The organism is Synechococcus sp. WH 8109 (genome assembly GCF_000161795.2).
GTDB lineage: Bacteria > Cyanobacteriota > Cyanobacteriia > PCC-6307 > Cyanobiaceae > Parasynechococcus.
The window spans coordinates 418,750-443,683 of sequence record NZ_CP006882.1; the positions used below are offsets into that span (position 1 = coordinate 418,750).

At 59.3% G+C, this 24,934-nt stretch carries 30 protein-coding genes and 2 tRNA genes; 13 read left to right on the forward strand and 19 right to left on the reverse strand.

Translation table 11 applies throughout. The features are described from left to right. Positions 1–191 precede the first annotated feature (191 nt). From Syncc8109_RS02130 to Syncc8109_RS02155, 3 genes are all read left to right on the forward strand, one after another. Entirely contained in the window at positions 192–371 is a 180-nt protein-coding gene (locus Syncc8109_RS02130) for a hypothetical protein (RefSeq protein ID WP_006849761.1), read from the forward strand. 902 nt (positions 372–1,273) lie between these two features. Continuing rightward, entirely contained in the window at positions 1,274–1,579 is a 306-nt protein-coding gene (locus Syncc8109_RS02150) for a DUF1651 domain-containing protein (protein ID WP_369792016.1), read from the forward strand. A gap of 1,386 nt (positions 1,580–2,965) precedes the next feature. Next, entirely contained in the window at positions 2,966–3,211 is a 246-nt protein-coding gene (locus tag Syncc8109_RS02155) for a hypothetical protein (RefSeq protein WP_006850463.1), read from the forward strand. Positions 3,212–4,293: 1,082 nt separating this feature from the next. Here Syncc8109_RS02155 and Syncc8109_RS02160 read toward each other — a convergent pair. From Syncc8109_RS02160 to psbB, 10 genes are all read right to left on the reverse strand, one after another. Next, positions 4,294–4,366 (reverse strand) — tRNA-Phe (locus tag Syncc8109_RS02160). 119 nt (positions 4,367–4,485) lie between these two features. Further along, positions 4,486–5,037 (reverse strand): ComF family protein, encoded by a 552-nt coding sequence (locus Syncc8109_RS02165; protein ID WP_052328008.1) that lies wholly within the window; start codon positions 5,035–5,037, stop codon positions 4,486–4,488. Between the two features lie 54 nt (positions 5,038–5,091). After that, the gene (locus tag Syncc8109_RS02170) at positions 5,092–5,367 is read right to left on the reverse strand and encodes a DUF2470 domain-containing protein (RefSeq protein ID WP_025362088.1); all 276 of its coding nucleotides are present in this window, start codon (positions 5,365–5,367) and stop codon (positions 5,092–5,094) included. A 180-nt stretch (positions 5,368–5,547) separates the two neighbouring features. After that, positions 5,548–6,786 carry an FGGY-family carbohydrate kinase gene (locus Syncc8109_RS02175; protein WP_006851322.1) on the reverse strand — a complete coding sequence of 413 codons (1,239 nt, stop codon included), beginning with the start codon at positions 6,784–6,786 and terminating at the stop codon, positions 5,548–5,550. A 4-nt stretch (positions 6,787–6,790) separates the two neighbouring features. Further along, a complete protein-coding gene (metK, locus tag Syncc8109_RS02180; protein WP_006850434.1) occupies positions 6,791–8,026 on the reverse strand; it encodes a methionine adenosyltransferase in 1,236 nt (411 codons plus the stop codon). Positions 8,027–8,049: 23 nt separating this feature from the next. Further along, positions 8,050–8,823, reverse strand: coding sequence for an HAD family hydrolase (locus Syncc8109_RS02185; RefSeq protein ID WP_006849888.1), 774 nt, complete (start codon positions 8,821–8,823; stop codon positions 8,050–8,052). Between the two features lie 5 nt (positions 8,824–8,828). Beyond that, positions 8,829–9,920: a 30S ribosomal protein S1 gene (locus Syncc8109_RS02190; RefSeq protein ID WP_006851518.1), complete on the reverse strand. Its 1,092-nt coding sequence runs from the start codon at positions 9,918–9,920 to the stop codon at positions 8,829–8,831. Between the two features lie 147 nt (positions 9,921–10,067). Beyond that, positions 10,068–10,550 (reverse strand): transcriptional regulator NrdR, encoded by a 483-nt coding sequence (gene nrdR, locus Syncc8109_RS02195; protein ID WP_025362089.1) that lies wholly within the window; start codon positions 10,548–10,550, stop codon positions 10,068–10,070. Positions 10,551–10,763: 213 nt separating this feature from the next. Further along, positions 10,764–10,859, reverse strand: coding sequence for a photosystem II reaction center protein T (locus Syncc8109_RS02200; protein ID WP_011128841.1), 96 nt, complete (start codon positions 10,857–10,859; stop codon positions 10,764–10,766). Between the two features lie 21 nt (positions 10,860–10,880). Further along, the gene (psbB, locus tag Syncc8109_RS02205) at positions 10,881–12,440 is read right to left on the reverse strand and encodes a photosystem II chlorophyll-binding protein CP47 (RefSeq protein WP_006851483.1); all 1,560 of its coding nucleotides are present in this window, start codon (positions 12,438–12,440) and stop codon (positions 10,881–10,883) included. Positions 12,441–12,622: 182 nt separating this feature from the next. Here psbB and Syncc8109_RS02210 point away from each other — a divergent pair, with 182 nt between their 5' ends. Beyond that, on the forward strand, positions 12,623–13,099 hold the full coding sequence (locus Syncc8109_RS02210; protein ID WP_025362090.1) for a 2Fe-2S iron-sulfur cluster-binding protein: 477 nt from the start codon (positions 12,623–12,625) through the stop codon (positions 13,097–13,099). Between the two features lie 59 nt (positions 13,100–13,158). Then, the gene (psbM, locus tag Syncc8109_RS02215; RefSeq protein WP_025362091.1) at positions 13,159–13,263 is read left to right on the forward strand and encodes a photosystem II reaction center protein PsbM; all 105 of its coding nucleotides are present in this window, start codon (positions 13,159–13,161) and stop codon (positions 13,261–13,263) included. A gap of 1 nt (position 13,264) precedes the next feature. Here the strand turns inward: psbM and Syncc8109_RS02220 are convergent, their stop codons facing one another. Continuing rightward, the gene (locus tag Syncc8109_RS02220) at positions 13,265–14,113 is read right to left on the reverse strand and encodes a universal stress protein (RefSeq protein WP_006851744.1); all 849 of its coding nucleotides are present in this window, start codon (positions 14,111–14,113) and stop codon (positions 13,265–13,267) included. 82 nt (positions 14,114–14,195) lie between these two features. Here Syncc8109_RS02220 and Syncc8109_RS02225 point away from each other — a divergent pair, with 82 nt between their 5' ends. The 6 genes from Syncc8109_RS02225 to Syncc8109_RS12485 all read left to right on the forward strand — a co-directional run bounded on the left by Syncc8109_RS02225 (position 14,196) and on the right by Syncc8109_RS12485 (position 17,405). After that, the gene (locus Syncc8109_RS02225; protein ID WP_006851173.1) at positions 14,196–14,600 is read left to right on the forward strand and encodes a thioesterase family protein; all 405 of its coding nucleotides are present in this window, start codon (positions 14,196–14,198) and stop codon (positions 14,598–14,600) included. A 328-nt stretch (positions 14,601–14,928) separates the two neighbouring features. Next, positions 14,929–15,114 (forward strand): DNA-processing protein DprA, encoded by a 186-nt coding sequence (locus Syncc8109_RS13010; RefSeq protein WP_255325699.1) that lies wholly within the window; start codon positions 14,929–14,931, stop codon positions 15,112–15,114. A 56-nt stretch (positions 15,115–15,170) separates the two neighbouring features. Beyond that, the gene (locus Syncc8109_RS13015; protein WP_255325702.1) at positions 15,171–15,404 is read left to right on the forward strand and encodes a DNA-processing protein DprA; all 234 of its coding nucleotides are present in this window, start codon (positions 15,171–15,173) and stop codon (positions 15,402–15,404) included. A 297-nt stretch (positions 15,405–15,701) separates the two neighbouring features. Beyond that, on the forward strand, positions 15,702–16,607 hold the full coding sequence (gene prmC / locus Syncc8109_RS02240; RefSeq protein WP_045172692.1) for a peptide chain release factor N(5)-glutamine methyltransferase: 906 nt from the start codon (positions 15,702–15,704) through the stop codon (positions 16,605–16,607). A 28-nt stretch (positions 16,608–16,635) separates the two neighbouring features. After that, the gene (locus Syncc8109_RS02245) at positions 16,636–17,235 is read left to right on the forward strand and encodes an L-threonylcarbamoyladenylate synthase (protein ID WP_025362093.1); all 600 of its coding nucleotides are present in this window, start codon (positions 16,636–16,638) and stop codon (positions 17,233–17,235) included. Further along, positions 17,232–17,405, forward strand: a complete 174-nt coding sequence (locus Syncc8109_RS12485; protein ID WP_006849747.1) for a hypothetical protein — start codon at positions 17,232–17,234, stop codon at positions 17,403–17,405. Before Syncc8109_RS02245 ends, Syncc8109_RS12485 begins: the two co-directional genes overlap by 4 nt. Positions 17,406–17,414: 9 nt before the next feature. Here the strand turns inward: Syncc8109_RS12485 and Syncc8109_RS02250 are convergent. The 7 genes from Syncc8109_RS02250 to ctpZ form a co-directional block, all read right to left on the reverse strand. Then, positions 17,415–17,486 (reverse strand) — tRNA-Thr (locus tag Syncc8109_RS02250). A 59-nt stretch (positions 17,487–17,545) separates the two neighbouring features. Next, positions 17,546–17,731 (reverse strand): response regulator transcription factor, encoded by a 186-nt coding sequence (locus Syncc8109_RS02255; RefSeq protein WP_052328011.1) that lies wholly within the window; start codon positions 17,729–17,731, stop codon positions 17,546–17,548. Beyond that, on the reverse strand, positions 17,728–18,036 hold the full coding sequence (gene minE / locus Syncc8109_RS02260) for a cell division topological specificity factor MinE (RefSeq protein WP_006851856.1): 309 nt from the start codon (positions 18,034–18,036) through the stop codon (positions 17,728–17,730). Before minE ends, Syncc8109_RS02255 begins: the two co-directional genes overlap by 4 nt. A gap of 4 nt (positions 18,037–18,040) precedes the next feature. Continuing rightward, positions 18,041–18,853 carry a septum site-determining protein MinD gene (gene minD, locus Syncc8109_RS02265; protein WP_006849989.1) on the reverse strand — a complete coding sequence of 271 codons (813 nt, stop codon included), beginning with the start codon at positions 18,851–18,853 and terminating at the stop codon, positions 18,041–18,043. A 63-nt stretch (positions 18,854–18,916) separates the two neighbouring features. Next, positions 18,917–19,555, reverse strand: coding sequence for a septum site-determining protein MinC (minC, locus tag Syncc8109_RS02270; RefSeq protein WP_045172865.1), 639 nt, complete (start codon positions 19,553–19,555; stop codon positions 18,917–18,919). Between the two features lie 7 nt (positions 19,556–19,562). Continuing rightward, positions 19,563–20,828, reverse strand: a complete 1,266-nt coding sequence (locus Syncc8109_RS02275; protein WP_025362094.1) for an HD domain-containing protein — start codon at positions 20,826–20,828, stop codon at positions 19,563–19,565. Then, on the reverse strand, positions 20,825–22,102 hold the full coding sequence (gene ctpZ, locus Syncc8109_RS02280) for a carboxyl-terminal processing protease CtpZ (protein WP_006849723.1): 1,278 nt from the start codon (positions 22,100–22,102) through the stop codon (positions 20,825–20,827). Before ctpZ ends, Syncc8109_RS02275 begins: the two co-directional genes overlap by 4 nt. 67 nt (positions 22,103–22,169) lie before the next feature. Between ctpZ and petB the strand changes: the two genes are divergently transcribed. Further along, positions 22,170–22,826, forward strand: a complete 657-nt coding sequence (petB, locus tag Syncc8109_RS02285; protein WP_011363493.1) for a cytochrome b6 — start codon at positions 22,170–22,172, stop codon at positions 22,824–22,826. Positions 22,827–22,865: 39 nt separating this feature from the next. Continuing rightward, positions 22,866–23,348 carry a cytochrome b6-f complex subunit IV gene (gene petD / locus Syncc8109_RS02290; RefSeq protein ID WP_006851144.1) on the forward strand — a complete coding sequence of 161 codons (483 nt, stop codon included), beginning with the start codon at positions 22,866–22,868 and terminating at the stop codon, positions 23,346–23,348. A gap of 74 nt (positions 23,349–23,422) precedes the next feature. Here petD and Syncc8109_RS02295 read toward each other — a convergent pair whose 3' ends face one another. Beyond that, complete coding sequence (locus tag Syncc8109_RS02295) at positions 23,423–24,880, reverse strand: glycoside hydrolase 100 family protein (RefSeq protein WP_025362095.1); 1,458 nt, start codon at positions 24,878–24,880, stop codon at positions 23,423–23,425. Positions 24,881–24,934 lie beyond the last annotated feature (54 nt).

Genomic DNA, 24,934 nt, shown 5'->3' on the forward strand with positions numbered 1-24,934 from the left:
TTTCAAACTGCACAGGTAGTGCTTGGCAAGAGTGGTATTCCGATCCACTTTCTGAAAAAATATCCGCTCAGAAATGTTGACTGCAGGAGATTGTGTGTGCCGAGTTGAACCAAAATCTGTAAAGTTGTTTGTGCTTTTAGTGCTCCTTTCCCCACTCCCCTCAAGCATGTGGAGGAACTTCCCTTCCAGGCATGACCCTTTACTGCTACATGCTTTTGGAAGGTCAGAAGGTCTCTTTGGGAGTCCATCCTGATTCTGTTCTTACTCAGGACTACTCCCTTCCGGATGGCACAGCAGTCCATGTGATTGTTGGGGAGGAGGAGCAGGACAAGTTGTTTGCTCTACAAGGAATCCTTGATGAGGAAGAGTGATTGCTCCACCGAAGAACTAACGGCAAGCAGGATTCCGACTAATGATCTTGGTGTGAGGGTTCCTTGCCATCGCTGCTCTTTCAGCTTCTTGCCTATTGCTGGCGATTATCTCCTCCTTCCAGGTCTTGCCGCCTGAATAGAGGGTGATTTCCCATTTCCAGGTGCATGGCATTGCTGGTCCTCCGATTAGTAGAAGTGCAAGGAGCAGTGCTCTCATCCGCCAAGACCCTTGAGTTCTTCCAATAGAACTCGGTTCAGGCGGTCATCGCATCCGACAACCATCTGGGGATAGATCGTCCCTTGTCGGTATGGGGCATAGGCAGCGGCACAGGCCTCCTGTGTTGCTGCTTTCCACTTCTCCAGGGTCGCTTGGGGTAGTTGATCCTTCAGTGCTTGGTTCGACCGTTCCCAACTCTGTGAGGCACAGAACCTCATTTCGTAGGTCGTCAGACCAGGGCACTGGATCTCTCGTTCCTCTGCCTTCGCAGGCATGAGAGGCAGAAGCAGCAACAGGAGAAGTGTCCTCATCGCGCCACCTCCTGCTCGCCCTCAGAGTTCAGCCAGTGGAAGAGTGTTTCTCGGAAAGTTCGCACGACGACTGGACTTTGCCCGCACTCATCTTGTTCGTGCTCATCGTTCAGCGCCACCAGCGGCACTTTCTTCCGTTTTCGCCCTTGGCCAATCCCTGCGAGCTAGGAGTAGAACGTATGAACTACTTGCAAGGAGGGTTCGATGTCGGAAGAGGAATGGGGCTTTGTGGATGGTCTGAAGCAGAGCAGGTCCTCATGTGTCTGCATGACGTGCCAGCACTTCTCCTATGTCTGTGACCAGCACTGCCACACGTTGCTGACCTGTGGTCTTCAGCGTCGTCAGGTTCCACACGGCGAGCATCTGACGAAGAGGTGCCGCAACTGGATGGTCCGCAGGGAGACGGAAATGGGTTGGTGCCCGGAGGTGGCGTGATGCAAGAGGGATGGTTGATCGATGCCAATGACCATTGGGTCTGGCGGTTTCACCGGGACAACTCCGCCTGGGTAAAAGATCCGAAGGTCTTTATCGACCGAGGGCGTCAGATGCCCGAAGGTCCGCCGCTGCTCAAGGAGCGTCGATATCTGAGGAAAGACGCCGCAGAGCAGTTGTGGAGGTCTCTTCAGACGCAGGGGTGGAAGAAGACGAGACCGCTTTGGGGCGCAACTGCCGAACCCTGATCAGGTCTTTCTGCGGATGGCGTGCCTTCCCTGAATCTCTAGAAAGAGAACACGACACCTACGGAACCGCACTTCATTAGGACGGGGTTAGGTGCCAAGGGGCGGGTAACTCCCGCCCTTCTTCATGGGTAGGCATCTTTAGAGGCAGGGTTGGAAACCTCTGAAGACGCCTGACTGGGGCATTTCTGCTGAAGAACCTTGAAGCAGCGTCTGACGAGTTGCTTTCTCCGGGATTAGACAGTTGGAAGATCGTCACCCTCTTTGAATGCCTTCTAGGTGCGTCAACTGCAAGAACTTCCAGGGAGAACCTGGTTTCAATGGGATTTGTCGTGTGTGGCAGCACATAGTTCCTGCCTGGCGCTCTCATTTCTTCAGATGCGAGCACTGGACGCCCCAGCGGTTCGGCAACCCGTAAGCACAAATGCTTATTAGGTGGTGTTAGAACTGTCGTATCGCATGAGAGCGAGGAACCCAGGAGGGCAAACACTCCTGGGTCTTTTCTTGGAAAACGCTCACGGCACCCACGGCAGTCCCTCCTCATCGGTGATGGTGGTCATCGCTGGGCGTCGTCCCGCCCAGCGGCACTTTCAGTTTCCGAAGGAGCGATAGGGATACCGCTCCTTTTTTTGTGCCTTTGGGATACAAACGGGTGAGCAGTTCCGCTCATGCCCTGGTGCTCTGAAGCGCCTTAGAACGGGAATGAGGTCAGAGACCGATAGGAACTACACAACCAGGTCTCAAGGATCTTCAGGGGGGGCGCAACGCCCCCCTTCTCAATGGGCGCTTCTACGGATGGCGGCAAAGGCGTGGATAGCGAGTATTAGGTCAACCCTCCGTAAGAGGGTGCAATGCGTCGAACACAGGCAGAGGGTGGGACCTCTGCTTTTTCTTGGGTTGTTGACCCCAGTATTCGTTTGGTCGTAATGGCGACGACCAGTAGGTGAACCCCGAGTGATCCTTCGGTTGCTTCTTCGATGAAGGGGCAATGCGTCGAACTGGGAGGGGGTGGGACCCCTCTTTTTTTTGCCGTTTCGTAAAGAGTGCTCTCGCCTTTGCCTTTGGAGCGGTGATGCTGTCTACGGACCTACTCCCTTGGTTCGACGCATTACCTCCCTTCGTTGGCGGCATTCCCTGCCGCCTTTTTTATTGCCTGTGGGCAACCGAACACGGAACGGTCGCCACTAACTGTTTTGAAGGTTCTCCTACTCCACACGGGAGAACGCCACGAGGAAGGTGATGGGGCGTCAGAACGAGAGGACGGGACCCCTGGGGTGTGGGCACTCCAGGGGTTTTTATTGAGGACCCCTGTAGGGCGGTTATCCCATCAGCAATGTGTCTTCAAGGCACATTCAGAGTCCATAGCGTTTTCCCAGTCATTTCTTATCCATGACAGAAGAGAACGCCAGCAAGGAAAACTCCAGCAAGTGCGGCGGCAAGAACAAAGCGATGCTCGCCTATGGAGTCATCCAAATCTCCGCCACCGTCGTTTCCGCCATCTCCTTGGCAGCAATCGCGCTTGGTCTCTGCGCTGTGAAGCAGGAGAGCAAAGCATTTAACGGTTGCGTTCAAGAGGTCATCGCTGAGGGCAAGACCAACGCTGCAGCAGTTCGCTTCTGCAACGGCGGAAACTAAGCAGTAGTTCAGCTCATGCCCTGGTGCTCTGAAGCGCCTTAGAACGGAAATGAGGTCAGAGACCGCTGAAGCAGTAACCAGGTCTCAATGACCTTTAGGGGGGCGCCGCTTGCCCCCCTTCTTAATGGGCGCTTTTACGGATGGCGGCGCGTCTGTTGCGTCGCGAATATCTGTTCATCCCTCGTAATAGGGGGAAGGATGCGTCATGAGGGGAGCGGGTGGGACCGCTCCTTTTTTGTGCTCCGTCGATACAGAAAGCGGTAGTTCCGCTCATGCCTCACTGCTCTGACCCGCCTTAAAACAGGGATGAGGTCAGAGACCGAACAGGTCGGAAACCAGGTCTCAACGACCTTCAGGGGGGGGATGTCTGCTCATCCCCCTTCTTAATGAGCGGTTCTACCGATGGTGGAAGTGTTTGTAGCGGAGCGAACATAAAAGAGCATCATCCGTAAGAGATGAATGCGTCGAACACAGCAGAGGGTGGGACCTCTGCTTTTTTTTGGGTTGCTCACCTAAGTAGTCGTTTGGTCGTAATGGCGACGACCAGTAAGTATTTCTTCGGTCACCCTGCTGATGTTCCCTTCGGTGAGGGGACGATGCGTCGAACTGGGAGCGGGTGGGACCGCTCCTTTTTTTTGGCAGTTCGTTAACGGCACCCACGACACCACTGACTGCCTGAAGAGGGTGGTGTCGCTGGTACCCCAGCGTTTTCGACGCGTTCGTCCCCTTGTTTCTGGCGGCACTCCCTCCCGCCTTTTTTATTTCCTGGGGCATACGAACCTGATCGGCACGCACTACCAAAACTGTCGGATCCCCTACTCCTCACAGGAGCACGCCTGGAGGAAGGTGAATGGGTCGAGTAATCGAGGGGATTGACCCCTGAGGGTGGGAATACCTCAGGGGTCTTTTTTCTTGTGGGTAGGGGAAATCTGGGGACCTTTCCCGTCTGACCAACAGGGCGTGCTCCCCTACTGCTCCCCTACCGGTTCGGCAAAAGTCAATTAGGTGCTTGAAGTACTAAAAAGGCACGTAACAACACCAGATATGGTGCTTTCACGTGCCTTTTGAGGCGTTTCGGGAGATGCCAGGACCCAGATTTGAACTGGGGACACGGCGATTTTCAGTCGCCTGCTCTACCAACTGAGCTATCCCGGCGCGCCGCCGAAGCGACACCGGAATCTTAAATCACCGCCTGCGCTCCCTAGCGGGGATTCGTCCAAGGCAGATCAATCCAGCCATGTGGTGGCCGGCAGCTTCAAGGGCCTGACGGGCAGTCAAAGCGGTGGACCCGGTCGTGAGGATGTCGTCCACGAGCCAGACCGAGCTGAGGGCACCTTGTTTTTGAGGGGGCTGGCTTGGAAGGCACCCCTCAGGTTGGTTTGGCGTTGGCGTCTGTTCAGATAGTGCTGGCTTACCCCGGGACGGATGCCGTGCAGCAGATCTGCCGTCGGCCGGCCCAATCCCAGGGCGATGCGCTGCGGCAGGGGGGTGTAGCGTTGCCGCTTCCAGCATGGAATCGGCACCAGCACTGCTGTTTCAGGCAAGGCAAAGCACTCAGACAACAGCTGAACCAAGGCCCCAAGCGCTTTGCCTTGGCGTGGTTGACGCAGTTTCAGCAGCAGCAGGCGCAGCGGGCCTGCGTAAGGCCCGAGAGCACACCAAGGCAAGGGCAGCAAGCCCCAGTCCCTGACAAGGGAGAGCAAGTGCATAAGGCACGTGGTGCAGGGTGTCGTCGGCAGCAGTTGGCTGTCCCAAGGTCCATCGCAGATCGGGCAGCGGGGCTCGATCAGAAGGGTTTGGGCAAAGCTCAGGAGCGCGCGATACAAATCAGGTCGGTCGCTGCAACGAGCGTTCCACTATTGGATTGAATCGCTCCGAGATCAGGCGCCTTCTTTGGGCATCGCCCGCAGCATCGCCACCAAGGTGCGGTGGGCGTCTTCGCTGTCAGTGAGGGCGTGATCGAAGGCAATGCTGACGCTGGCGCCATCCACCTCCAGTTCCATTGTTTCTGCTTTCACAGACACCATGCGTGCTGCAGCGGGATTGCTGACGCCGCCGTAGTGCTTGGCGTAGGCCAGCACCGCTTCGGCATGGTCGTCGTTCATGTGTTTGCAGATCCGTGTGCTGACGGCATCAGTAAGGGGGTCTGCAGGCATTGGGATCAAACATGTGAGTGCAATCTTTGCAGTGATCGGCTCAAGCGAAGCGCTCGATCAACAAAAGACCGAGGTGAATGCCACTGAAGCCCACATATCCGGCCAGCACGACGAAAAGGCCGATGGCCAGAACATCGCGGAGATTGCTGGGCATGGGGGTTGGGCGTGATGCCGGGATTCTCACCCGGCCAGGGCCTGTTGGGCCAGTCGTGCCACCCCTGCAGCGGGGGGTGTTTGGCAACTCGTTACAAAGCAGCCGAGACGGCGCTCTCGCAGCCGTCGCCATTGGGGATTGCATGCTCCACCGCCGATGCTGATGATTCTTTGGGGTGCGGCAGCACCCAGCTCATTCAGGCGGTGCCACCCCTGCACTTCGATCTCGGCGAGACCCTCCAGCAGTCCATGGAGGTAGAGGGCATCGCTCACCGGACGCGGCTCAAGCACCGGCACTAGTTCTGGATCATCCACAGGGAAGCGTTCTCCTGGAGCGGGAAGTGGCCGCAGGCGGAGTCCGCTGTCGGTGTCTGGGTTGATCTGGCGGCTCAGTTCGCTGAGTTGGTCGTCGCTGTAAAAACGCCGCAGCACACCGGCCCCTGCATTGGAGGCGCCTCCACAGAGCCAGCGTCCACCCACGCGATGGCTGGTGACGCCCGGGGCGTGGAGGGGCTTTTCGGTGAAGCACTTCATCACCAGCGTGGTTCCCAGTACGGTGATCCCATCTCCGGGCCCCGGATCGGCGGCGAGCACGGCGGCATTGGAATCCGTTGTGCCGGCAACGACGATCAGATCGTTCGCCAGGCCCAAGGCCTTGGCCTGCTCCGGTGCGATCGTCCCGAGAATGCTGCCGCTGGGACGGATCTCAGGCAGTGACTGCCTCCAGGGCTGTTCGGCAAAACGGGCTGGCCAGCTGTTCGTGATCAGATCCCAACCCAGACGCAGATTGTTGCCTTCTTCCCCCCAGCGCCAATCGTTCAGCAGCCATCCGCTGATCCAGTCGGCTTGATGCCGCAGCAGGATCGCCTCGCCATGGCAGTTGAGCAGACGCAAGGCTCGGGCCAGGCTGCCGCTGCAGCTGGCCGCCGGACTGCTGGGATCCACCAAAGGCTGCAGAGCTGACTGCAGCTCAGGGCAGCTCTGGGAGTAGGCCAGTGCTTTTCCCAGTGGGGACCCATCGCGATCACAGGCCAGCAGTGTGCCGGAGGTGCCATCCACGGCAAGTGCTTTCAGCAGGCATCTCAGCTGGGCTGGGATTGCCCTGATTAGGTTCCCACAGCCTTCGCGCCAGCTATGGGGGTTGGCGAAGTCTCCGCCGTAGGCCTGGGATCTGCTGTCGAGAACCGCGCCGTTAGCGGCCACAACGGCTGTGCGGATGCCGCTGGTGCCCAGGTCGATTCCGAGCACCAGCGGTGAATCCGTCATGGCTTCAGGCCGCGGCGACCTGCTTCAGCTCCAGGCTTTTCGCTGTCACGTCTTCCCAGGGAGCGTTGAGGTCGTTGCGTCCGAAATGGCCGTAAGCAGCAGTGTCCTGATAGAAACGGCCGCCCCGTTGCTGGGGAAGGTTGCGCAGACCGAAGGTCTCGATGATGGCGCCGGGGCGCAGATCGAAGTGCTCCTGCACCAAGGCGGTAAGGGCATCATTGGCGAGTGCGCTGGTGCCGAAGGATTCCACCAGGATCGACACGGGCTGAGCCACGCCGATGGCGTAGCTCAGCTGCACTTCGGCCCGTTCGGCGAGCCCTGCGGCCACAAGGCACTTGGCTACGTAGCGCGCGGCGTAGGCGGCCGAACGGTCCACCTTGGTGGGGTCCTTGCCAGAGAAAGCACCACCGCCGTGGCGGGCATAGCCGCCGTAGGTGTCCACGATGATCTTGCGGCCTGTGAGACCGGCATCGCCCTGAGGGCCGCCCACAACGAACTTGCCGGTGGGGTTCACCAGATACTTGGTGGCCTCGCGGGAGGGTTTGAGGGCCAGATCGGCGGTCGCCGGCTCCACCACATGGGTCCAGAGGTCTTCGGTGATGCGCTCGCGGATGCCCTGCTCATCACTGATCCCGTCAACTTCAGCGGTGTGCTGGGTGGAGATCAGGATCGTGTCGATCGAGACGGGCTTGTCGTTTTCGTAGACGACGCTCACCTGGGTTTTGCCATCGGGAAGCAGGTAACCCAGGGTTCCGTTGTGGCGCGCTTCCGCCAGGCGGCGCGACAGTCTGTGGGCCAGGCTGATTGGCAACGGCATCAGCTCGGGGGTCTCGTTGCAGGCGTAGCCGAACATGATTCCCTGGTCGCCGGCACCCACTAGATCAAGGGGATCACCGGCGTGGTCGTCGGCCTCGTTCACGCCCTGGGCAATGTCGGGGGACTGTTGGTCGAGAGCCACCAGCACCGCACAGCTGTTGGCATCGAATCCACCGGCCCGGGCTCCGCTGTAACCGATCTCCTTAATCACGTTGCGCACCAGGTGGATGAAATCCACCTGCGCCTTGGAGGTCACCTCACCGGTGATCATGCAGAGCCCCGTGTTCACAACGGTCTCGCAGGCCACACGGCTGGCGGGATCCTGGGCTAGCAGAGCATCGAGAACAGCGTCGCTTACTTGGTCGCAGATCTTGTCGGGATGCCCTTCCGTGACGGACTCGGACGTAAAGACGTATCGGCTCATTCGGTGCTCCAGATCGCGCGACTTTACGTGGCTGTGCAGAGGGCGAGGTCGGTCCAGCTGTGGAGAAGATGCTGTGCTGATGGCAGTTCCGGAGCACGTTTCCAGCCACCGGTGAAGCCGATCACGCCGCCGATACCGGCCTCGAGGGCCATCTGAAGGTCGGTCTCCGCATCGCCAACCAATGCACATCTTTGGGGTGGTAGGCCAAGCCTGCCGCACAGCTCCAGAACGGCCTGTGGATCCGGTTTGCGCGGATGGTCATCAGCACTCCAGATGCCGGCGAAGCCTCCGCTGAGCTGATGGTGAGCCAGGAAGTCTGCAATCCCGGATCGGGTGTCATTGCTGATCACAGCAGCGGTGACGCCCTGCTGGTGCAGGTCCTGCAGCAGGTGCCTAGCACCGATGATCAATGGGCTTTGCGTGCTGTTGATCATGCCGTCCTGGTCAACCGCGTCGAAGCAGGTGTGGGCCAGGTAGAGAGCCTGGGGCCATGAGCAGCCCAACAGGCAGAACACCGTTGCAGTCGAGGCGATGTTGTCCTGCCTGGAAGCAACCGCCAGTGTGCCGCCGGGATCGAGCATGCCTTGATCAACACCAAATGTTCTGCGCAGGGTGTTGATCAGCTCAGAGGATTTCAGCGCAGGGGCCTGTTCCTGAGCAATATTGACGGCTTTGTTGATCCGTGCGTCTGCCAAGGCCAGCAGATGCGGCTCGCTATGGGAAAGGGTGCCGTCCTTATCGAACAGCACCCCTTGGAAATTGCCAATGGGATGTCCCTTCAGCAGAAGTTGGGCCATCAGGCTCAGATCATCATGGAGCTGATCGGATCTTCGCCCTCTTCGGCCTGCTCCATCAGCATCTGCTTGTAGCGAGCAGCCATTTCCTCGGCCTTTTCGAACACCTTCTGGGGGTCTGTGAGCATGTCGCCGGGTTCTGGCTCGAGAGCCTTCGTGGACAACGAAATCCGGCCGCGCTCGGCATCCAGATCGATAATCATCACTTTCATCTGATCATTCACGTTCAGCACCGAGTGGGGAGTCTCGATGTGCTCGTGGCTGATCTCAGAAATGTGCAGCAGACCGCTGACACCACCGATGTCGATGAAGGCGCCGTAGGGCTTGATGCCGCGGACGGTACCCACCACAACTTCGCCCACTTCCAGGCGATTCATCTTCCGCTCCACCAGGGCGCGGCGGTGGCTGAGCACCAGGCGGTTGCGCTCTTCGTCCACCTCGAGGAACTTCAGAGGCAGGAAGTCGGCAACCAGTTCTTCCTTCGGCTTGCGGGTGCTGATGTGGGATCCGGGGATGAAGCCCCGAAGACCTTCCACGCGCACCAAGGCACCACCACGGTTGGTGGCAAACACTTCGGAGTAGATGGTGGCGTCTTCCTTCTGGAGCTGGCGGACCCGCTCCCATGCCCGCTGGTATTCGATCCGACGGATCGACAGCGCCAGCTGACCATCTTCGTTCTCCTCACTCATGATGAAGAACTCACGGATCTCGCCGGGCTGGAGCACGTCGCTCAGACCTTCGACCCGGTTGATCGACACCTCTTGCAGAGGCATGAAGGCAGCCGTCTTGGCGCCGATGTCGATCATGGCGCCCTTCGATTCCAGGGCGAAGACCGTGCCGTTGACGATGTCGCCAGGCTTGAAGTTGTAGTCGTACTTGCTGAGGAGAGCCGCGAACTCATCCAGGGTGAATCCGGCGTCGTCCAGGCTGCGGCTAGCTGCGCGGCTGCTTGGATCATCCGCGGTGGGGACGTCTTCAGGAATGCTGAGGTCCTCAGCCTCAAACGCCTGTTCGGCGGCGGCGGTTTCTGCAGAGGCTTCTGTGGCGTTCGCGTCCTGAACCTGATCCTGGATCTGATCTTCTGTCGGAGTCGCAGACATGGGGGGCTGGCGGTCTACCTCAGGTGGGTAGTTCGAGAAAATCGCATGGAACGCCCGCCGACGTTTCACGGAGAACTACCGACTTTACAGACACGACCGACGGCTTTTTTTGCGCAGCGATGCTGTGCACGGGTTCAACGAACCGATTCAACGCACGGTGGCCAGATGGTTCTGTTCCTGATCGGCGTTCAGTGTTTCCAGGGTCGACACGAAATCGTCAATGCCACGGAACTGGCGGTAGACGGATGCGAACCGGATGTAGGCGACTTCGCTGATCTGCTTGAGATCACTCAGCACGAATTCACCGATCTCAGTGCTGCTGACTTCTTTGCCGGTGCGTTGCTGGAGTTTCAGTTCGAGTTCTTCCACGAGGGATTCGAGCCGAGAGGTGTCCAAGCCCGTTTTCTCGCAAGCTCGATTCAAGCCATGCAGCAATTTGCTGCGACTGAAGATTTCCCGGTTGCCGTTGCGTTTGATCACCGTGATCGGAACGGTCTCCACCCGTTCGTAGGTGGTGAAGCGAAATTCACAGTTGAGGCATTCACGCCGTCGTCTCACGCTGCGTCCACCATCCGCTGCCCTGGATTCGAGAACGCGACTATCTGTGTTTTGGCAGGAGGGACACTGCATCCCCGAGGGCATCAATTAGTTACACCAACTGTAGACAGTGATTTGAGACTTGAGAAGGGCCTCGTGGACATCAGTCTCATTTGAGTATTCCGTCGACAGCTGTTGCTGACGTGAGACTGCTGTGAACCGCTCGCGCGGACGAGACCGGCTTGCGACGGTGGGTGATGGAAAGCATGAAAAAACCCCGCCGAGGCGGGGTTTTGGGAGATCAAATCACTTACCGATTTTCGGCGGATCGCGGAAGGCGATTGCGAAGAAGAGGGTTGCAATCGCAAGGGTAAGGATGAGGACGTAAGCGAAGCTTTCCATCGTGTTGTTCCTAGAGGGCGATCAGTTGAGGGGAGTTCCAGCGGGGGGAACGTAGCCCTCGGGCAGGCGACGGGTGGTTTTGTCACCGAGCTTGGCGAAGAGGCCAAACTCCACCTGATCTCCGAGGTCGGGATCAATTCCAGCAAACACGTCGCGGTACAGGGTGCGGGCACCGTGCCAGATGTGGCCGAAGAAGAACAACAGCGCGAAGGTGGCGTGGCCAAAGGTGAACCAGCCGCGTGGCGAGCTGCGGAACGTACCGTCAGAGTTGTAGGTCTCACGGTCGAAGTCGAAGGCTTCACCCAGCTGAGCCTTACGTGCTAGGCGCTTCACGTCGGCAGGGTCAGTGAAGGTCTGGCCATCCAGTGCGCCACCGAACACCTTGGCGATCACGCCCTGTTGTTCGAAGGAGAACTTGGCTTCCGCACGACGGTAAGGAATGTCGGCACGGACGATGCCCTGCTCATCCTCAAGAACGACAGGGAAGTTCTCGAAGAAATTCGGAAGGCGACGTACCTCGAGATTGCGACCTTCGCTGTCGCTGAATGCGATGTGACCAACCCAAGCGGTTGCCAGACCATCGCCGTTCACCATCGGACCCACGCGGAACAGACCGCCCTTGGCAGGGCTATTACCGACGTAGTCATAGAAGGCGAGCTTCTCAGGGATGGCCTCGAAGGCTTCTTCCTGGGTGGCGCCGTCGTCAATCGCGGTTTGAACGCGACGGTTGATTTCAGTTTTGAAGTAACTCTGATCCCACTGATAACGAGTGGGGCCAAACAGTTCGACGGGGGTTGCAGCAGAGCCGTACCACATGGTTCCAGCCACGATGAAGGCGGCGAAGAACACGGCTGCGATGGCACTGGCCAGAACTGTTTCGATGTTGCCCATCCGAAGCGCTTTGTAGAGGCGCTCGGGCGGACGAGTGGTGATGTGGAAAATGCCGGCGATGATCCCCACGATGCCAGCAGCAATGTGGTGAGCAACAATGCCGCCAGGGTTGAAGGGATTGAAGCCTTCGGGTCCCCATGACGGTTGAACCGCCTCGAGATGACCGGTTAATGCATATGGATCAGAGATCCACATGCCTGGCCCGAATACGCCAGTGAGGTGGAAAGCACCGAAACCGAAGCAGCCGAGTCCAGCGAGAAGCAGGTGGATGCCAAAGATCTTTGGCAGATCTAGAGCGGGTTCGCCGGTGCGGGGATCTTGCCAAATCTCAAGATCCCAGTAAGTCCAGTGCCAGATGGCGGCCAGCATCATTAGGCCGGAGAAAACGATGTGAGCGGCAGCGACGCCCTCGAAACTCCAGAAACCGGGATCAACACCCGTTTCGCCGGTGATGCTCCATCCACCCCAGCTGCCTGTCACGCCAAGGCGGGACATGAAGGGCATCACGAACATGCCCTGACGCCACATTGGGTTCAGGACAGGATCAGACGGATCGAAAATGGCCAGCTCGTAGAGAGCCATGGAGCCGGCCCAGCCGGCTACGAGGGCTGTATGCATGAGGTGCACAGCCAGAAGGCGGCCCGGGTCATTAATGACAACGGTGTGCACCCGATACCAGGGCAATCCCATGGGTCAGGTTCGGGGGACAAGACTGCATAAGCAGTCAGACATGGGCGATCGTAAGGGCTTCAGTCCATGGGGCGGGGGAAAAGTGATCTGCCCGCAACGGTCAGTGACATGAAAGTCAGTGCCCTGACGTTCACAAAACGCAATGCTTCGTCCCATGATGGGGGTTGGTTGCTTGTGAGCTCATGCCCGTTATCAGGTTCGTTCGCGAAGGGCGTGATGTGGAGTGTTACCCCGGCGAGAATCTGCGTGAGGTAGCCCGGCGCGAGGGCATCGAGCTCTACGGACTTAAGGGGCAGCTGGGCAACTGCGGAGGGTGTGGACAATGCATCACCTGCTTCGTCTCCGTGGTCGACGAAGACAACGCAGATGCGCTGACGGCACGCACTGCCGTCGAAGACAGCAAGTTGCGCCGCAGACCCCAGGAGTGGCGTCTGGCATGCCAGGCCCTGGTGGAAAAGTCCGTCATGGTTCTCACCCGGCCTCAGGTGAGGCTCGCCAATGCCGATTCGAGACTGGCTGCGGCCAGGCAGGCGCCGCTGCCGGCGGGTCCCACGGCATGGCCAGCGCCTCCGGTAAGTGAGCTCGATGAGGAGGACCAGGATGCGGTCGATGAGGACGGCCGAGATGCCAAGGCTGCTACCGCCGGTGACGAGGCCTAAGGCAGACGCTCGCCAGGCCTCTTGTCGGTGATACCTTCGCGTGGACCCCTCCAACGGCCATGGAAACCAACGATCTCGGATTCGTCGCCAGCCTCCTGTTCATCCTGGTTCCGGCGATCTTCCTGATCGTGCTCTACATCGGCACGCAGAACAACGAGGCCTGATTCAGCCCTGTTCAGGCTCACGCACCAGCAGCACAGGGGCTGGTGCGTGCACTCGGATGTAGTCGCTGACTGATCCGCCCAGAAGCTTGTCCAAATCCACCAGCCCTCTGGCGACAAGAGGACGTCGGTCCTGAGAGGCGATGACCACGAGGTCGGCGTTGCATTCCGATGCAGCCAAGCAAACGCTGCGACCGATGTCCTTCCCTTCGGTGTGGATGGCTTTCATGTCAACACCGAAACCCCTGGCCCGCTGAACAGCGGCGTCAAGGACCTCGTCTGCTTTTGTGCGGCCTCCCCGGGAGGGTGCTGACTCCTGGCGTACGACATGAACACCGGTGAGTGTTCCGCCAGGGATTTCACGCACCAGTTCGCAGGCCGTCCGCAGAGCGTCGTCCCCAACGCCTGTTCCGTCGATCGTCACCATCACGCGGTTGACATGCTTGACGTAGAGGTCATCCCGCACGAGCAGCATCGGCCGCGTGGACAGCTGAAAGACGTATTGGCTGGTGCTGTTGGCCAGGATCGATTGAAGGCGTCCCAGTCCGCGGGATCCCATCACGATCAGGTCGGCCTGAACGTCATCGGCAACCTTGAGCACGGTCTGCTTGGTGTCGCCCTCGCGAATCAAGGTGCTCACGCTTGATGGGCTGAGTCCCATGCGTGTGATTGCGCTGTTCAAGAGGTTTTCTGCTTCGTCGCGATGGCCGTCGGATTGCGACTTGCTTTGTTCCGAGACCACATGCAGCAAATTGATTTTTGCGGCCTTCAAGCTGGGAATGTCCTGGAGCATCCGGATCATTTCCTCGACGTGACCCTTGCCCGAGTCGGCAATCAGAAGGTTCCTGAACACAGGGAGATGAAGCAGCCTCTGCGGAAGCCTATGGGTGGTTGCCTCCGTGGAGAGAAGCTGATGTCACAGCGTTACGCGGATCATGTACACCCTGACCAAGTGTGTGCTCCCGCATCACACCGATTACGCCGGTGTGATGTGGCATGGGGCCTATGTGCAGTGGCTTGAGGAGGCCAGGGTTGAGGCCCTCCAGGCTGCGGGCCTTGGCTATGCCGCCATGACCGCGATGGGTGTCGATATGCCGGTGGTGTCCCTTCACCTGGATTACCGCCATCCGCTGCGGCACGGCGACGAAGTGTGTGTTGAAAGCCGATGCCCTGGTCAGCAGGGGGTGCGCTGGCCATGGGTCTCTCGCTTTGTCTGCAGAAACACTGTGGTTGCGGAGGCGTCGGTAAATCTGGTGATGGTGCGTGAGGGGCGCGTGCTCAGGCGCGTGCCGGCGCAGCTGCAGGAGGTGATGGATCAGCTGGTGCGCCAAGCGCCCTGAATCGACCCCTGAGATGCCGCTGCCGTTTTAGTGCGCATGTACTTATTCGGAACTGGTGCGGGGGTGGTGGTCGCTCTGGACCTGTTGCCCTGGCTTGGGCAACGCACGAATAGCCGATCTGCGCAAGCTTTGCCGCGATCAAGCCATCGGCCCTGATCAGCTCTGGGGTTGGCCGATCGAACGCTTAAGCCAGGAGCTGGCTTAGCCGGCGTACTGTTTGAGTGACGTTGAGCTTTACAGGGTCGAGCACGGGTCTGCTCCGAAGCTTGACGTGCCTGCTTGTGCCCTTTTGCCGGGTGATCCTGATTGGCCTCGTTGCTTGGATGATGTGCACTCACCCTCTTCCGGGCTCTACGTCGAAGGGGATCGATCGCTGCTTCGGCACATCCATGCCCGTACAGCCATTGCGATGGTGGGCACGCGTTCCGCCTCGGATCATGGTCTTGCCATAGCTGAAGAACTGGGCCGTGTTCTGACCAAAGCGGGTTGGCCCGTCCTTAGTGTTCTTGCTTAAGGGATTGATGCTGCAGGCCATCGCTGCTGTTGGCCAGAAACGGTGCACCCATCGCGGTGTTGGGGACACCCTTGGACAGTGTCTATCCAGCCCACCACAGATCGTTGCAACAGCAGGTCGGCAGGCAAGGGCTGTTGATCAGTCCGAGTCGGTCCGGCTGCCGTGTGCGCCCAGGGCACTTGGCGGCGCGGAAGCGTTGGTTGGTGGCCTTTGCCCAAGCGCTCGTGGTGGTGGAGTGTCCGCAACGAAGCGGGGCACTGATTTCGGCCCGCTTGGCGAACCGGATGTAGTGCCCCGTGTGGGTGGTTCCGGGGGATGCCCGCCGTTGGTCCTGTCGGGGCAGCAATGCCCTGCTTCGGGATGGTGCGACTGCCTTGGTTCACGCTAAGGATCTGCTCGCTTCCATTGGCGCGGGCCCTTTGAGGTCAGAGCAGTCACGCGGCAAGCATTAACGGTTAATGGAGGCCATTGGCTCGGTGCGACCTTTGATCAGCTGGTGCTTCGTTTGCAGGGTTCCCCTGCTGAGCTGACCCCCAGCTTTTGGCCCTTGAGTGTCGGCGCGAACTGCTGTGTGATTCTGGATTGCATTGGCGCAAGCCTCGGCCTTGAGAGACTGCACAACCGTTGTCGGCACTGATGTGTTGCAGTGGCGGCGCCAACAACTCGCCCGGGGTGGCACCTCGGCTGATCTGGATTGGTTGCTTGATCTGGCCGGTGGTCTTCGTTGGGCCAGCCTGCAACGGCTGTTGCTGGACCCCACGCGCACCGTCGCCCTGGAGCAGTCCCTTGAGGTGCTCTCTGAGCTGTGGGAGCGTCACCTTCACGGGAATGTTCCCCTCCAGCACCTGGTTGGGCTCTGTCCCTGGCGGGATGTGCTGCTTGAGTCGTCGCCTGCCGCATTGATTCCCCGTCAGGAAACGGAACTGCTGGTGGATCTGGCCATGAGCCAGTTCAAAACCACCCCTCCCGCTCGTTGGGCTGACCTCGGCACTGGTTCAGGGGCCATCGCTGTGGCTCTGGCCCGTGCCTGGCCGACGGCACCAGGGCATGGCGTCGACCTCAGTCCCGATGCCTTGCAGTTGGCAGAACACAATCTTCAGGGTTGCGCCCCGCATCACAACTGTTCGCTGCACCTCGGTTCGTGGTGGTCTCCCCTCAAGAGCTGGTGGGGAAGCCTGGATTTGGTGGTCAGCAATCCTCCATACATCCCCTGTGCTGTGGTTGACGGTCTTGAGGCTGTGGTTCGTGACCACGAACCTCACTTGGCGTTGCTTGGAGGAGCGGATGGCTTGGATGCGATCCGAACGGTGGTGGATGGAGCACCAACGGGGCTGTCGCCTGGGGGCTGGCTTCTGCTCGAACACCACTACGACCAGAGCGTTCAGGTGATCCAGCTGCTGCAGGATGCCGGCTTGGTGGAAGTCAGAGCGGCCGCTGATCTTGAAGGGACCCTTCGCTTCGCGCTTGCTCGCAAACCTGCCGCATCAAGCTGATGCAACTCCTGCGATGAAGGAAGGATTCATGCCTGCTCCGGTTCTGGCCGCCTCCGACCTGGCGCTGCGGCTTCGTGCCGGTGAAGCCGCCATTATTCCCACCGATACGCTGCCGGGACTGGCGGTCCGTCCCGATCAAGCCCAGACCCTCTGGCGCTTGAAACGTCGACCAGCCGATAAGCCCCTCATTCTGATGGGAGCATCAGTCAAAGATTTGCTCCACGACGTGGCAGTTCCGTGCCATCGGGAGGTTGCAGCGTTGGCTGAGCGCTATTGGCCTGGAGCGCTCACCCTGGTGTTGCCTGCCCGTGATGGCGGTGCGGGCCGGTATCTCAACCCAGGTGGCACAACGCTGGGCTGCCGCATTCCGGCCTGGGAGCAGACCCGCGCGCTGCTTCAGATCAGCGGGCCGTTGGCCACTACCAGTGCCAATCGCTCCGGTGAACCCGCCAGCATGACCGCAGCAGAGGCGGCTCTGGTTTTCCCTGATGTCGCGCAGCTAGGTCCGCAGCCCTGGCCTCAACCCTCGGGCCAGGCCAGCACGGTGTTGGTCTGGGTCGAGGAAGGACGCTGGCGCCTGGTGCGCCGGGGTGCTGTGATTCCAGCAGGGGTTGAGGTGCTCGAGTGATCTCGCTTGTTGGGCTCTGCCTGCTGGTGATGGCCTTGCTTCATTGGGTGCTGGAACCCCTTGAAGCTGTCTTCACCTGGACGCTTCAACTGAATCTTCTGCCCTGGCTGTTGGGGTTGTTCTTTATCTGGCTGCTGGCGGGCGAATCAGACCGCACCACGTCGAACTGATCCAGATCAAGCCGGCTAACGGATTTGAACCGATGGCCTTCGCTTTACAAAAGCGCTGCTCTACCGCTGAGCTAAGCCGGCATGAGTTGCATCGTACCGGCTGCCAGGCGATTCAAGACGGGGTCTTGATCGCTGATCGGTCAAAGCACCAGCTCGAGTCGATTTCGACATCCGCTTTTCCGGAGTGCCCTGCTGATGTGGCACTCAACGGTGCGATGACTGATCACCAACCGCTGGGCGATGGCTCGGTTGTTGAGCCCTTCAAGCAACAAAATCACCACCCGCTGTTCAGCGGGGGTGAGGAGGTTCGGGATTCGAGGTTTCAAGCTTGAGCAGGTTGCTGCTCAGAGGGTTCTACCTTCGCGGGTTGGGCGATCGGGCGACGGATCGGCAGGTTGGCCACCAGGGCGGTGACGCGATCTTCCGTCTCGAGGCTCACATCACCTTCTGCTAGGTCGATCTCCACGTATCGGGCCACCACTTCGAGGATCTCGCGGCGCATTTGTTCGAGCAGCTCAGGATTGAGGTCGCTGCGATCGTGGGCCAGCACCAACTGGAGCCGCTCTTTGGCTGTTTCTGCACTGGCGGGCTGACGGCGCAGGAGTTTGTCGATGAATTCCTTGAGTGTCATCGCCTCAGAAAATCCGGGTTTGCATCAGCTTGCGCATCCTGGCGCGGAGGCCGCGGCGGGCCTGGGAGGGGTCCATCAGAGGAATGTCTTCACCCTGAAGCCGTTGAGCGATGTTGCCGTAGGCCTGGGCCGCTGGGGACGACGAATCACTCAGGGTCAAGGGTTCACCGCGGTTGGTGCTCACGATCACCTGTTCGTCTTCAAAAACAAGACCCAGAAGAGGTAACGCCAGGATGTCGGTGACGTCATCCACCGAAAGCATTTCCTGGTTCGACATCATCTTCGGCCGCACCCTGTTGAGCACGAGCTGCACCGGCTGCACGCCCTGGGTGTTCAGAAGCCCGATCACTCGATCAGCGTCCCGCACAGCGGCCACTTCCGGGGTGGTGATCACCACAGCTTCTCGAGCTGCGGCCGCGGCATTTTTGAATCCGTCTTCGATGCCTGCCGGGCAGTCGATCAACACGTAATCGAACTGGCGTTCCAACAGAGCAACGATGGCCTGCATGTCCTTGGGCTTGAGCCACTCGAGCATCCGTGGGTTGCCCGCAGGGAGCAGGGCCAGATTGGGCTCCTGCTTGTGCTTCACCAGGGCTTGCTCCAGCCGGCAGGTCTCGGCTAGCACCTCCTGAGCGGTGTAGACGATGCGATTTTCCAGGCCCAAGAGCAGATCAAGGTTCCTCAGGCCGAAGTCCGCGTCCAGAACCACGGTCTTGGCACCTTGGCGGGCAAGGGCGATCCCAAGGTTCGCCGTGGTCGTTGTTTTTCCGACACCGCCCTTGCCAGAACAGATGAGGATGGTTCGGGTCGTCGACACCAGGGTTCTGCTTTGTGCGGCCAGAATAATCTGGCTTTTGGGCCTGACAACGTGACAACGACGTCAGCGTTTTTGAAAGCTCTGGATGACGGCGGGTTCAATGGCGATTACGCCATCCTTTAGCTCGGCCTGTTCGGCCAAACCCGCCTGGGGCAGATCCTCGGGGCCTCGTGCGACAACATCAGCAATTCTCAGTTGCAGTGGCCGTAGCTGCAGGGCAACGATTTTCGCGGTTGTTGACCCCTCACATCCGGCATGGGCCACGCCCCGCAGGCGACCCCATACCAAAACATCAGCGGTTGAACTGATCCGCGCTCCGGGATTCACATCGCCATAGAGAAGGATGGTGCGCTCGCTTTGGAGATGGTCGCCGGAGCGCAGGGTGCCGTGGTGAAACAACAGCTCGGAAGGGGCCGTCGTCACAGGATTGGGTTGGAGTTCACGGCTGGAAGGCGTGTTGGACCGGCGTGCGTCCAGTCCCAAGGCTGAAGCACTCACAACGGTCTCGGCTGCCCGGCCGGTGATGCGTCCGAGTTGATGGCCTGCCTCGCTCACGGCGGCGCACAAATCAGCGAGGTCGCTGCAGTTCAGGACCCAGTCCCCGCAATCGAGATCAATAATCGGTTCGGAACACCTGCTCAGCAGATCAGGCAAACGATCCCTCCAGTGATCAAGGCGCTGGTCGGGAAGCCTCAAGGTCATGGCTGCTTCACGCTGCTTCTGCTCGGGGCCATTCAACGTCCATCGCCTGCCTGAGCTCATTGCTGATGTCGCGTGGGTGAATCAACCAGGAGGTTGCCGCCGGGGTCGCCAGACTTTCGACCAGGCGGGAGGCTTTCTCCAGGGCTTGGAGCTGCTGCCCGTCCCAGAGGCGCAAACCGCCTCGATAGGGGTGGTACCCGCGCAGCTGTTGATGACGCAATCCGCAGCAGAGTTCAGGGTCGTGGCCATGACGATCGGCCATGCGCCTGGCTGTTGCGAGCAATTGCAGTTGATCCGCCGGGGGAAGATGTTCAACGGCCGTTGCTTTGAGCAGGCGTCGATTCAGAAAACGCCCACTCAGTTCAGCCAGGGTTGCTGGCGCTTCGGCTTGCCATCGCTGGAGGTGGTAGCCGGTGCGTTGGTCATCGTTGGCGAGGAAGTCCTCCAAGCGGATCTGGTCTGGTTGCCAGAGCCAGTTGGCCATCACCTCATCAGCCCACACCTGCTCAGGACCCAGTTGTCGTGCTGTCAGGATCAGTTTTTCCAGCAGCCAGTTGCACACCACATTCAACCGGTGGTTGTAGACACTTCTGTACATGAGGTTCCTCACCACTAGGTAGTGCTCCACAGCCATCAGACCCTTGGGATGAATGGCCATGTCCCCGTCAGGGGCCAGGGTCAGTGCTCCCAGGATGCGGTCGAGATCCAGTTGCCCGTAGCGCGTTCCGGTGCTGTAGCTGTCGCGCAGGAGGTAATCCAGTCGGTCGCAATCCAGCTGACTGCTGACCAGGTGTTTGATCAGGGGGTGAGGGCTGTGTCCATGCTCCAGCAGGTTCGCCACCGCCTCAGCCGTGCCGGATGCATGGCTCTCCAGGTAGTCATGGATCTCTGGGTGATGCCGGATCACCCGCGCTGACCACGCTTCATGGCGCAGGCCAAACATCTCTTCACCGGTGTGGCTGAGGGGGCCATGGCCGATGTCATGAAGCAAAGCAGCCCCATAGAGCAGCCCCCGGTAAGTCTCCAACTCGGGTGCCAACGGCAGCATCCGCTCAAACGCACGGCGCGCCAGATGAAAGACCCCCAGCGAGTGGGTGAATCGGCTGGATTCAGCGCTGTGAAAGGTGAGGTAGGCCGGACCCAGCTGGCGGATGCGCCGCAGGCGCTGGAACGGCGCCGTGTCCACCAGGTCCATCACCATCCCCTCCGCTGGGGCTTGGCGGTCAAGTCCAATGCCGCGATGCAGAGGGTCGTGATAAGTCCGCTGGCTCATGCCTCGGTCTCGTCAACGGGTTGTTCCAGCAGGGCCTCCATCCATTGCTCTGCTTCCGAGAGCCAGCGATCACCTTCACCGCCGGGGTTCAGGGGTTCCGGATCTGACAACCCACGATCTGGAGCGATGCCTTCCCCTTGGATGTCCCGTCCACTCGGTGTCACGTAGCCAGCAACGGTCACGGCGAGGCCGCTGCCATCACTGAGGTTGGTCAGCGTTTGAATCAGCCCTTTGCCGAAGGTCTGTCCTCCGAGAAGGGTGGCGCGTTCGTTGTCCTGGAGGGCTCCAGCCAGGATTTCACTCGCACTGGCTGTTCCTCCATTCACGAGCGTGACCATCGGTCCGTCGTACACCGTCTGGAGACTGGCCTGGATCGTGTCATTGATGCCATCGCGGTTGCGGGTTTCAACGATGGCGCCACCGGAAAGGAAGTCGTCGGCGACCGCCAATCCAGCGCTCACCAATCCGCCTGAGTTGTTGCGGAGGTCGAGCACTAATCCTTCTATCTCCTTGTTCTGTAACTCTGTGAGGGCTTCTTTCACTTGTTCGGGGACTCCTTCGCTGAACTGGGTAATCCGCAGATAGCCAAGGGTGTGACTGCTGCTGCGCAAGCGCCTTGTGCGCACCGGCCTGAGGTCCACGCTGCGGCGTTCCAGGGTCAGCTCGTTTGATTCCCCGCTGCCGTTGTCCAGCGTCAGCACTACTTGCGAACCCACGTCTCCGCGCAGCGCTGCCACTGTTCCTTCCAGACCCAGATCCACCACGTCCCGGCCATCAACAGACAGCAACTGCGTTCCACTGGTGATCTCCGCCTCGCCGGCGGGTGAGCCCTCCAGGGCAGAAATCACCACAACACCATTGCTGCTTTCATCCGGACCGAGTTGCAAGCCCACACCGCTGAGGCTGCCGTTGGTGCTGTTCTTCAGCGCCGTGTAGTCCTCTGGACGAAGCAGCCGCGTGTAGGGGTCGCCCAGCTGGGCCAGCATCGATTCGATGGCTGCGTAGGCATCGTTGCTGCTCTCGATGCTGCGTTCCATGGCCTTCTGCCGTTGACGCTTCCAACGCACCGCATCAAGTTGCTCTGGGTTCCAAAAGCCCTGGTTCACAAGCCGCCAGCTGTCCACCACGAGCTGTTGTGTGTCGCTAAGTGCAACGGCTGTGCAGGCGCTGCCCAGCACCAAAAAGCAGCAAAGAGACGCTGTGATCAGTTGGCTCAGCGCTCGAAAACCTCTGCGCCGCAGCCAGTCTGAAAGATCGTTAACAGTTGGATACATCGCGGTGGGTTCGCCTCAGTGGCAGAAGCGTGCTCAGTAGACTTTCGCAACTCGAGCCCGCTTGTGCATGGCGAACTCATCACCGGTTTACGACTGGTTCCAGGAACGTCTGGAAATCCAGGACATTGCTGACGACATTGGTTCCAAGTACGTGCCTCCCCACGTCAACATCTTTTATTGCCTGGGGGGCATCACGTTGGTGTGCTTCCTGATCCAGTTCGCGACTGGGTTCGCGATGACCTTCTATTACAAGCCCACCGTTGCTGAGGCTTACAAGTCGGTCGAATACCTGATGACCGACGTCAGCTTTGGTTGGCTGATCCGCTCTGTGCACCGCTGGAGCGCATCAATGATGGTGTTGATGCTCATCCTTCACGTGTTCCGCGTGTACCTCACCGGTGGCTTCAAGCGTCCCCGTGAGCTCACCTGGGTCACCGGCGTGACCATGGCAGTGATCACCGTGTCCTTCGGTGTGACCGGTTACTCCTTGCCCTGGGACCAGGTTGGTTACTGGGCAGTGAAAATTGTTTCTGGAGTTCCTGCTGCCATTCCTGTTGTTGGCGATTTCATGGTGGAACTACTTCGTGGTGGCGAAAGCGTTGGGCAGGCCACTCTCACGCGTTTCTACAGCCTTCACACCTTCGTGATGCCCTGGCTGCTGGCGGTGTTCATGCTCATGCACTTCCTGATGATCCGGAAGCAGGGCATTTCTGGTCCCTTGTGATCTGCGTTCCTACTGTTCCCTCAACACCTGGACTAAACGATGCACATTCTTAAGAAGCCTGATCTCTCCGATCCCAAGATGCGGGCCAAGCTCGCCAAAGGCATGGGCCACAACTATTACGGCGAGCCTGCCTGGCCCAACGATCTCCTCTACATCTTTCCGGTGGTGATTCTCGGCACCATCGCTTGTGTGGTTGGTCTGGCCGTGCTGGATCCAGCGATGCTCGCCGACAAGGCTGATCCCTTCGCCACCCCTCTGGAAATTCTTCCTGAGTGGTACCTCTATCCCGTGTTCCAGATTCTGCGGGTTGTTCCCAACAAGCTTCTGGGTATTGCTCTGCAAACCCTGGTTCCCCTGGGTCTGATGCTTGTTCCTTTCATCGAAAGCTTCAACAAATTTCAGAATCCTTTCCGCCGTCCGGTGGCTATGACTGTCTTCCTGACAGGAACCCTTGTCACCATCTACCTCGGTATTGGTGCAGCACTCCCGATCGATAAGTCCCTCACTCTGGGACTGTTCTAATCAATTGTTTTAGCTCAGCTCATGGACCCCGGCTCGTCGAGTCGGGGTTTTTTTGTGATGGCTTCGGGGGTTCGTCAGTGACCCATCGATTCGTCGAGGTTGAGCATCAGCACGTCGTCTGGGTTGACGTGGAGAAAGTGGTGCATCAGCAGAAAACCAACGATGGTCCAGGTCTGATACGTGCGTGATTGCTGTCCAACCCAGGTTCCTGTGGGGCCATCGAAATATTCAGCCCACTGCTGACGGGGCAGTTGGTTGAGATGGCTCCAGTAGCACTCGTCCAACAGTGTTTTCATTTGCCCCATCAGCAATACATCGGCCTGGGGATTCAGCCGTTCGTGCAGAAGGATGGACGCTCCAAAAAACCAGAGCAGGCTCGGCCAGTGGCCACCGTTGTGATAACTCCAGGGCCAGTTCTTGGGGTCGGAGCCCGTTTTGTTCTCCCATTCCACGTCCTCCATGGGGGGATGACAGATGCGCATCGGCATCTGGGCCATGAGGTGGTCACGATTGTGCAGCACCAGTCGGAACAGGGCCCGTTGCTGTGGCGCGGTCAGCAACCCGAACAGCGATGCCAGGGAATTTCCTAAGGAGTAGAAGCGGAAATCCGGTCGTCCGGTCCGCATGTTCCCGATCATGTAACCGCCACGGTTCTCGAGCCAGTCCTGCAACCAGTCGGGTATGACCTGGGGTTGAACGTTGAATTCGTTGTGGTGCTGGTTTGCGCCGTACTGCTCTGTAGGCCGTCGCCGAAGCACTTGCATCGTTTTGCTGGTCACCCAGTAGTGCTTCAGCAGGAACTGCCGCAAGTCATGGGTCCATTGCCGGCTCAGCCGTAACCGTTCCTCCAGAAGAACGCTGTTCTCGTGTCGTTGGCAGAGTTCCATTAGCCCAACGCAGCTGCGCAGTGCTGCGAAGAGCAGCACCTCCACTTCCAGTGGAGCGCCCCACACGTCCATGGGGCGATCGATCATGAATGCGCAGTCGGGAACGAACAGCACCGGTGTGCCTTCGAAGCTGGGGTGAAGAACGAGATCGAGCAGCAGTTGCAAACCGCGTTGCACTTCCGGACTGCGACCGAAGTCGATGTCCCCACTGCGTTTGACGTAGATCCAGCAGAGAATCGGCCACCAGAGGCTTGCATCCACTGAGGTGATGCGACCGATTGAGCGTTGGCCATAGTCCGCAACCAGTTCTCCGTCTTCCTCCACAAAGCTGGTGGGGAAGACACCGCGGGTTTGAACGTTGGTGCTTTGGAGCTGAAGGCTGACGCTCAAAAACTGCTTCACGATGGCGAAGCGGCCTTCCAGCATCAGGTAGATCATCACGGGAACGTTGTCCCGCAGGAAGATCTCGCCGTAGTTGAGGGCGTCGTCAGCGCGGCGATGTTCCATTGCGGCAACGCTGCCGGCGAGTTCCCCCTGTACGCCAATCAGCGTGGCTTCGAAGTGTTCCCGTGCTTTTTGCAGCACCTGCTCTTCGTTTGAGTTGGGGCGGAAACGCTGGCTTTGTTCGGTGAAACGCGTTGGCATCTCGGTGACCTCCAACTGAAACGTAGTTCTGGCAATGGGTTTCGCCAGTGGAAG

Bases quoted from the DNA above. Each gene is read 5' to 3' on its own strand.
- Syncc8109_RS02185 (WP_006849888.1), bottom strand. From the start codon at position 8,823: ATGGCCCAACTTCTGCTGAAGGGACATCCCATTGGCAATTTCCAAGGG.
- Syncc8109_RS02155 (WP_006850463.1), top strand. From the start codon at position 2,966: ATGACAGAAGAGAACGCCAGCAAGGAAAACTCCAGCAAGTGCGGCGGC.
- Syncc8109_RS02200 (WP_011128841.1), bottom strand. From the start codon at position 10,859: ATGGAAAGCTTCGCTTACGTCCTCATCCTTACCCTTGCGATTGCAACC.
- ctpZ (WP_006849723.1), bottom strand. From the start codon at position 22,102: ATGTATCCAACTGTTAACGATCTTTCAGACTGGCTGCGGCGCAGAGGT.
- Syncc8109_RS02295 (WP_025362095.1), bottom strand. From the start codon at position 24,880: ATGCCAACGCGTTTCACCGAACAAAGCCAGCGTTTCCGCCCCAACTCA.
- Syncc8109_RS02210 (WP_025362090.1), top strand. From the start codon at position 12,623: ATGCCCGTTATCAGGTTCGTTCGCGAAGGGCGTGATGTGGAGTGTTAC.
- Syncc8109_RS02225 (WP_006851173.1), top strand. From the start codon at position 14,196: ATGTACACCCTGACCAAGTGTGTGCTCCCGCATCACACCGATTACGCC.
- Syncc8109_RS02190 (WP_006851518.1), bottom strand. From the start codon at position 9,920: ATGTCTGCGACTCCGACAGAAGATCAGATCCAGGATCAGGTTCAGGAC.
- Syncc8109_RS02175 (WP_006851322.1), bottom strand. From the start codon at position 6,786: ATGACGGATTCACCGCTGGTGCTCGGAATCGACCTGGGCACCAGCGGC.
- Syncc8109_RS02275 (WP_025362094.1), bottom strand. From the start codon at position 20,828: ATGAGCCAGCGGACTTATCACGACCCTCTGCATCGCGGCATTGGACTT.
- Syncc8109_RS02245 (WP_025362093.1), top strand. From the start codon at position 16,636: ATGCCTGCTCCGGTTCTGGCCGCCTCCGACCTGGCGCTGCGGCTTCGT.
- psbM (WP_025362091.1), top strand. From the start codon at position 13,159: ATGGAAACCAACGATCTCGGATTCGTCGCCAGCCTCCTGTTCATCCTG.
- minC (WP_045172865.1), bottom strand. From the start codon at position 19,555: ATGACCTTGAGGCTTCCCGACCAGCGCCTTGATCACTGGAGGGATCGT.
- petD (WP_006851144.1), top strand. From the start codon at position 22,866: ATGCACATTCTTAAGAAGCCTGATCTCTCCGATCCCAAGATGCGGGCC.
- petB (WP_011363493.1), top strand. From the start codon at position 22,170: ATGGCGAACTCATCACCGGTTTACGACTGGTTCCAGGAACGTCTGGAA.
- metK (WP_006850434.1), bottom strand. From the start codon at position 8,026: ATGAGCCGATACGTCTTTACGTCCGAGTCCGTCACGGAAGGGCATCCC.
- minE (WP_006851856.1), bottom strand. From the start codon at position 18,036: ATGACACTCAAGGAATTCATCGACAAACTCCTGCGCCGTCAGCCCGCC.
- nrdR (WP_025362089.1), bottom strand. From the start codon at position 10,550: ATGCAGTGTCCCTCCTGCCAAAACACAGATAGTCGCGTTCTCGAATCC.
- Syncc8109_RS02130 (WP_006849761.1), top strand. From the start codon at position 192: ATGACCCTTTACTGCTACATGCTTTTGGAAGGTCAGAAGGTCTCTTTG.
- psbB (WP_006851483.1), bottom strand. From the start codon at position 12,440: ATGGGATTGCCCTGGTATCGGGTGCACACCGTTGTCATTAATGACCCG.
- Syncc8109_RS02170 (WP_025362088.1), bottom strand. From the start codon at position 5,367: ATGCCTGCAGACCCCCTTACTGATGCCGTCAGCACACGGATCTGCAAA.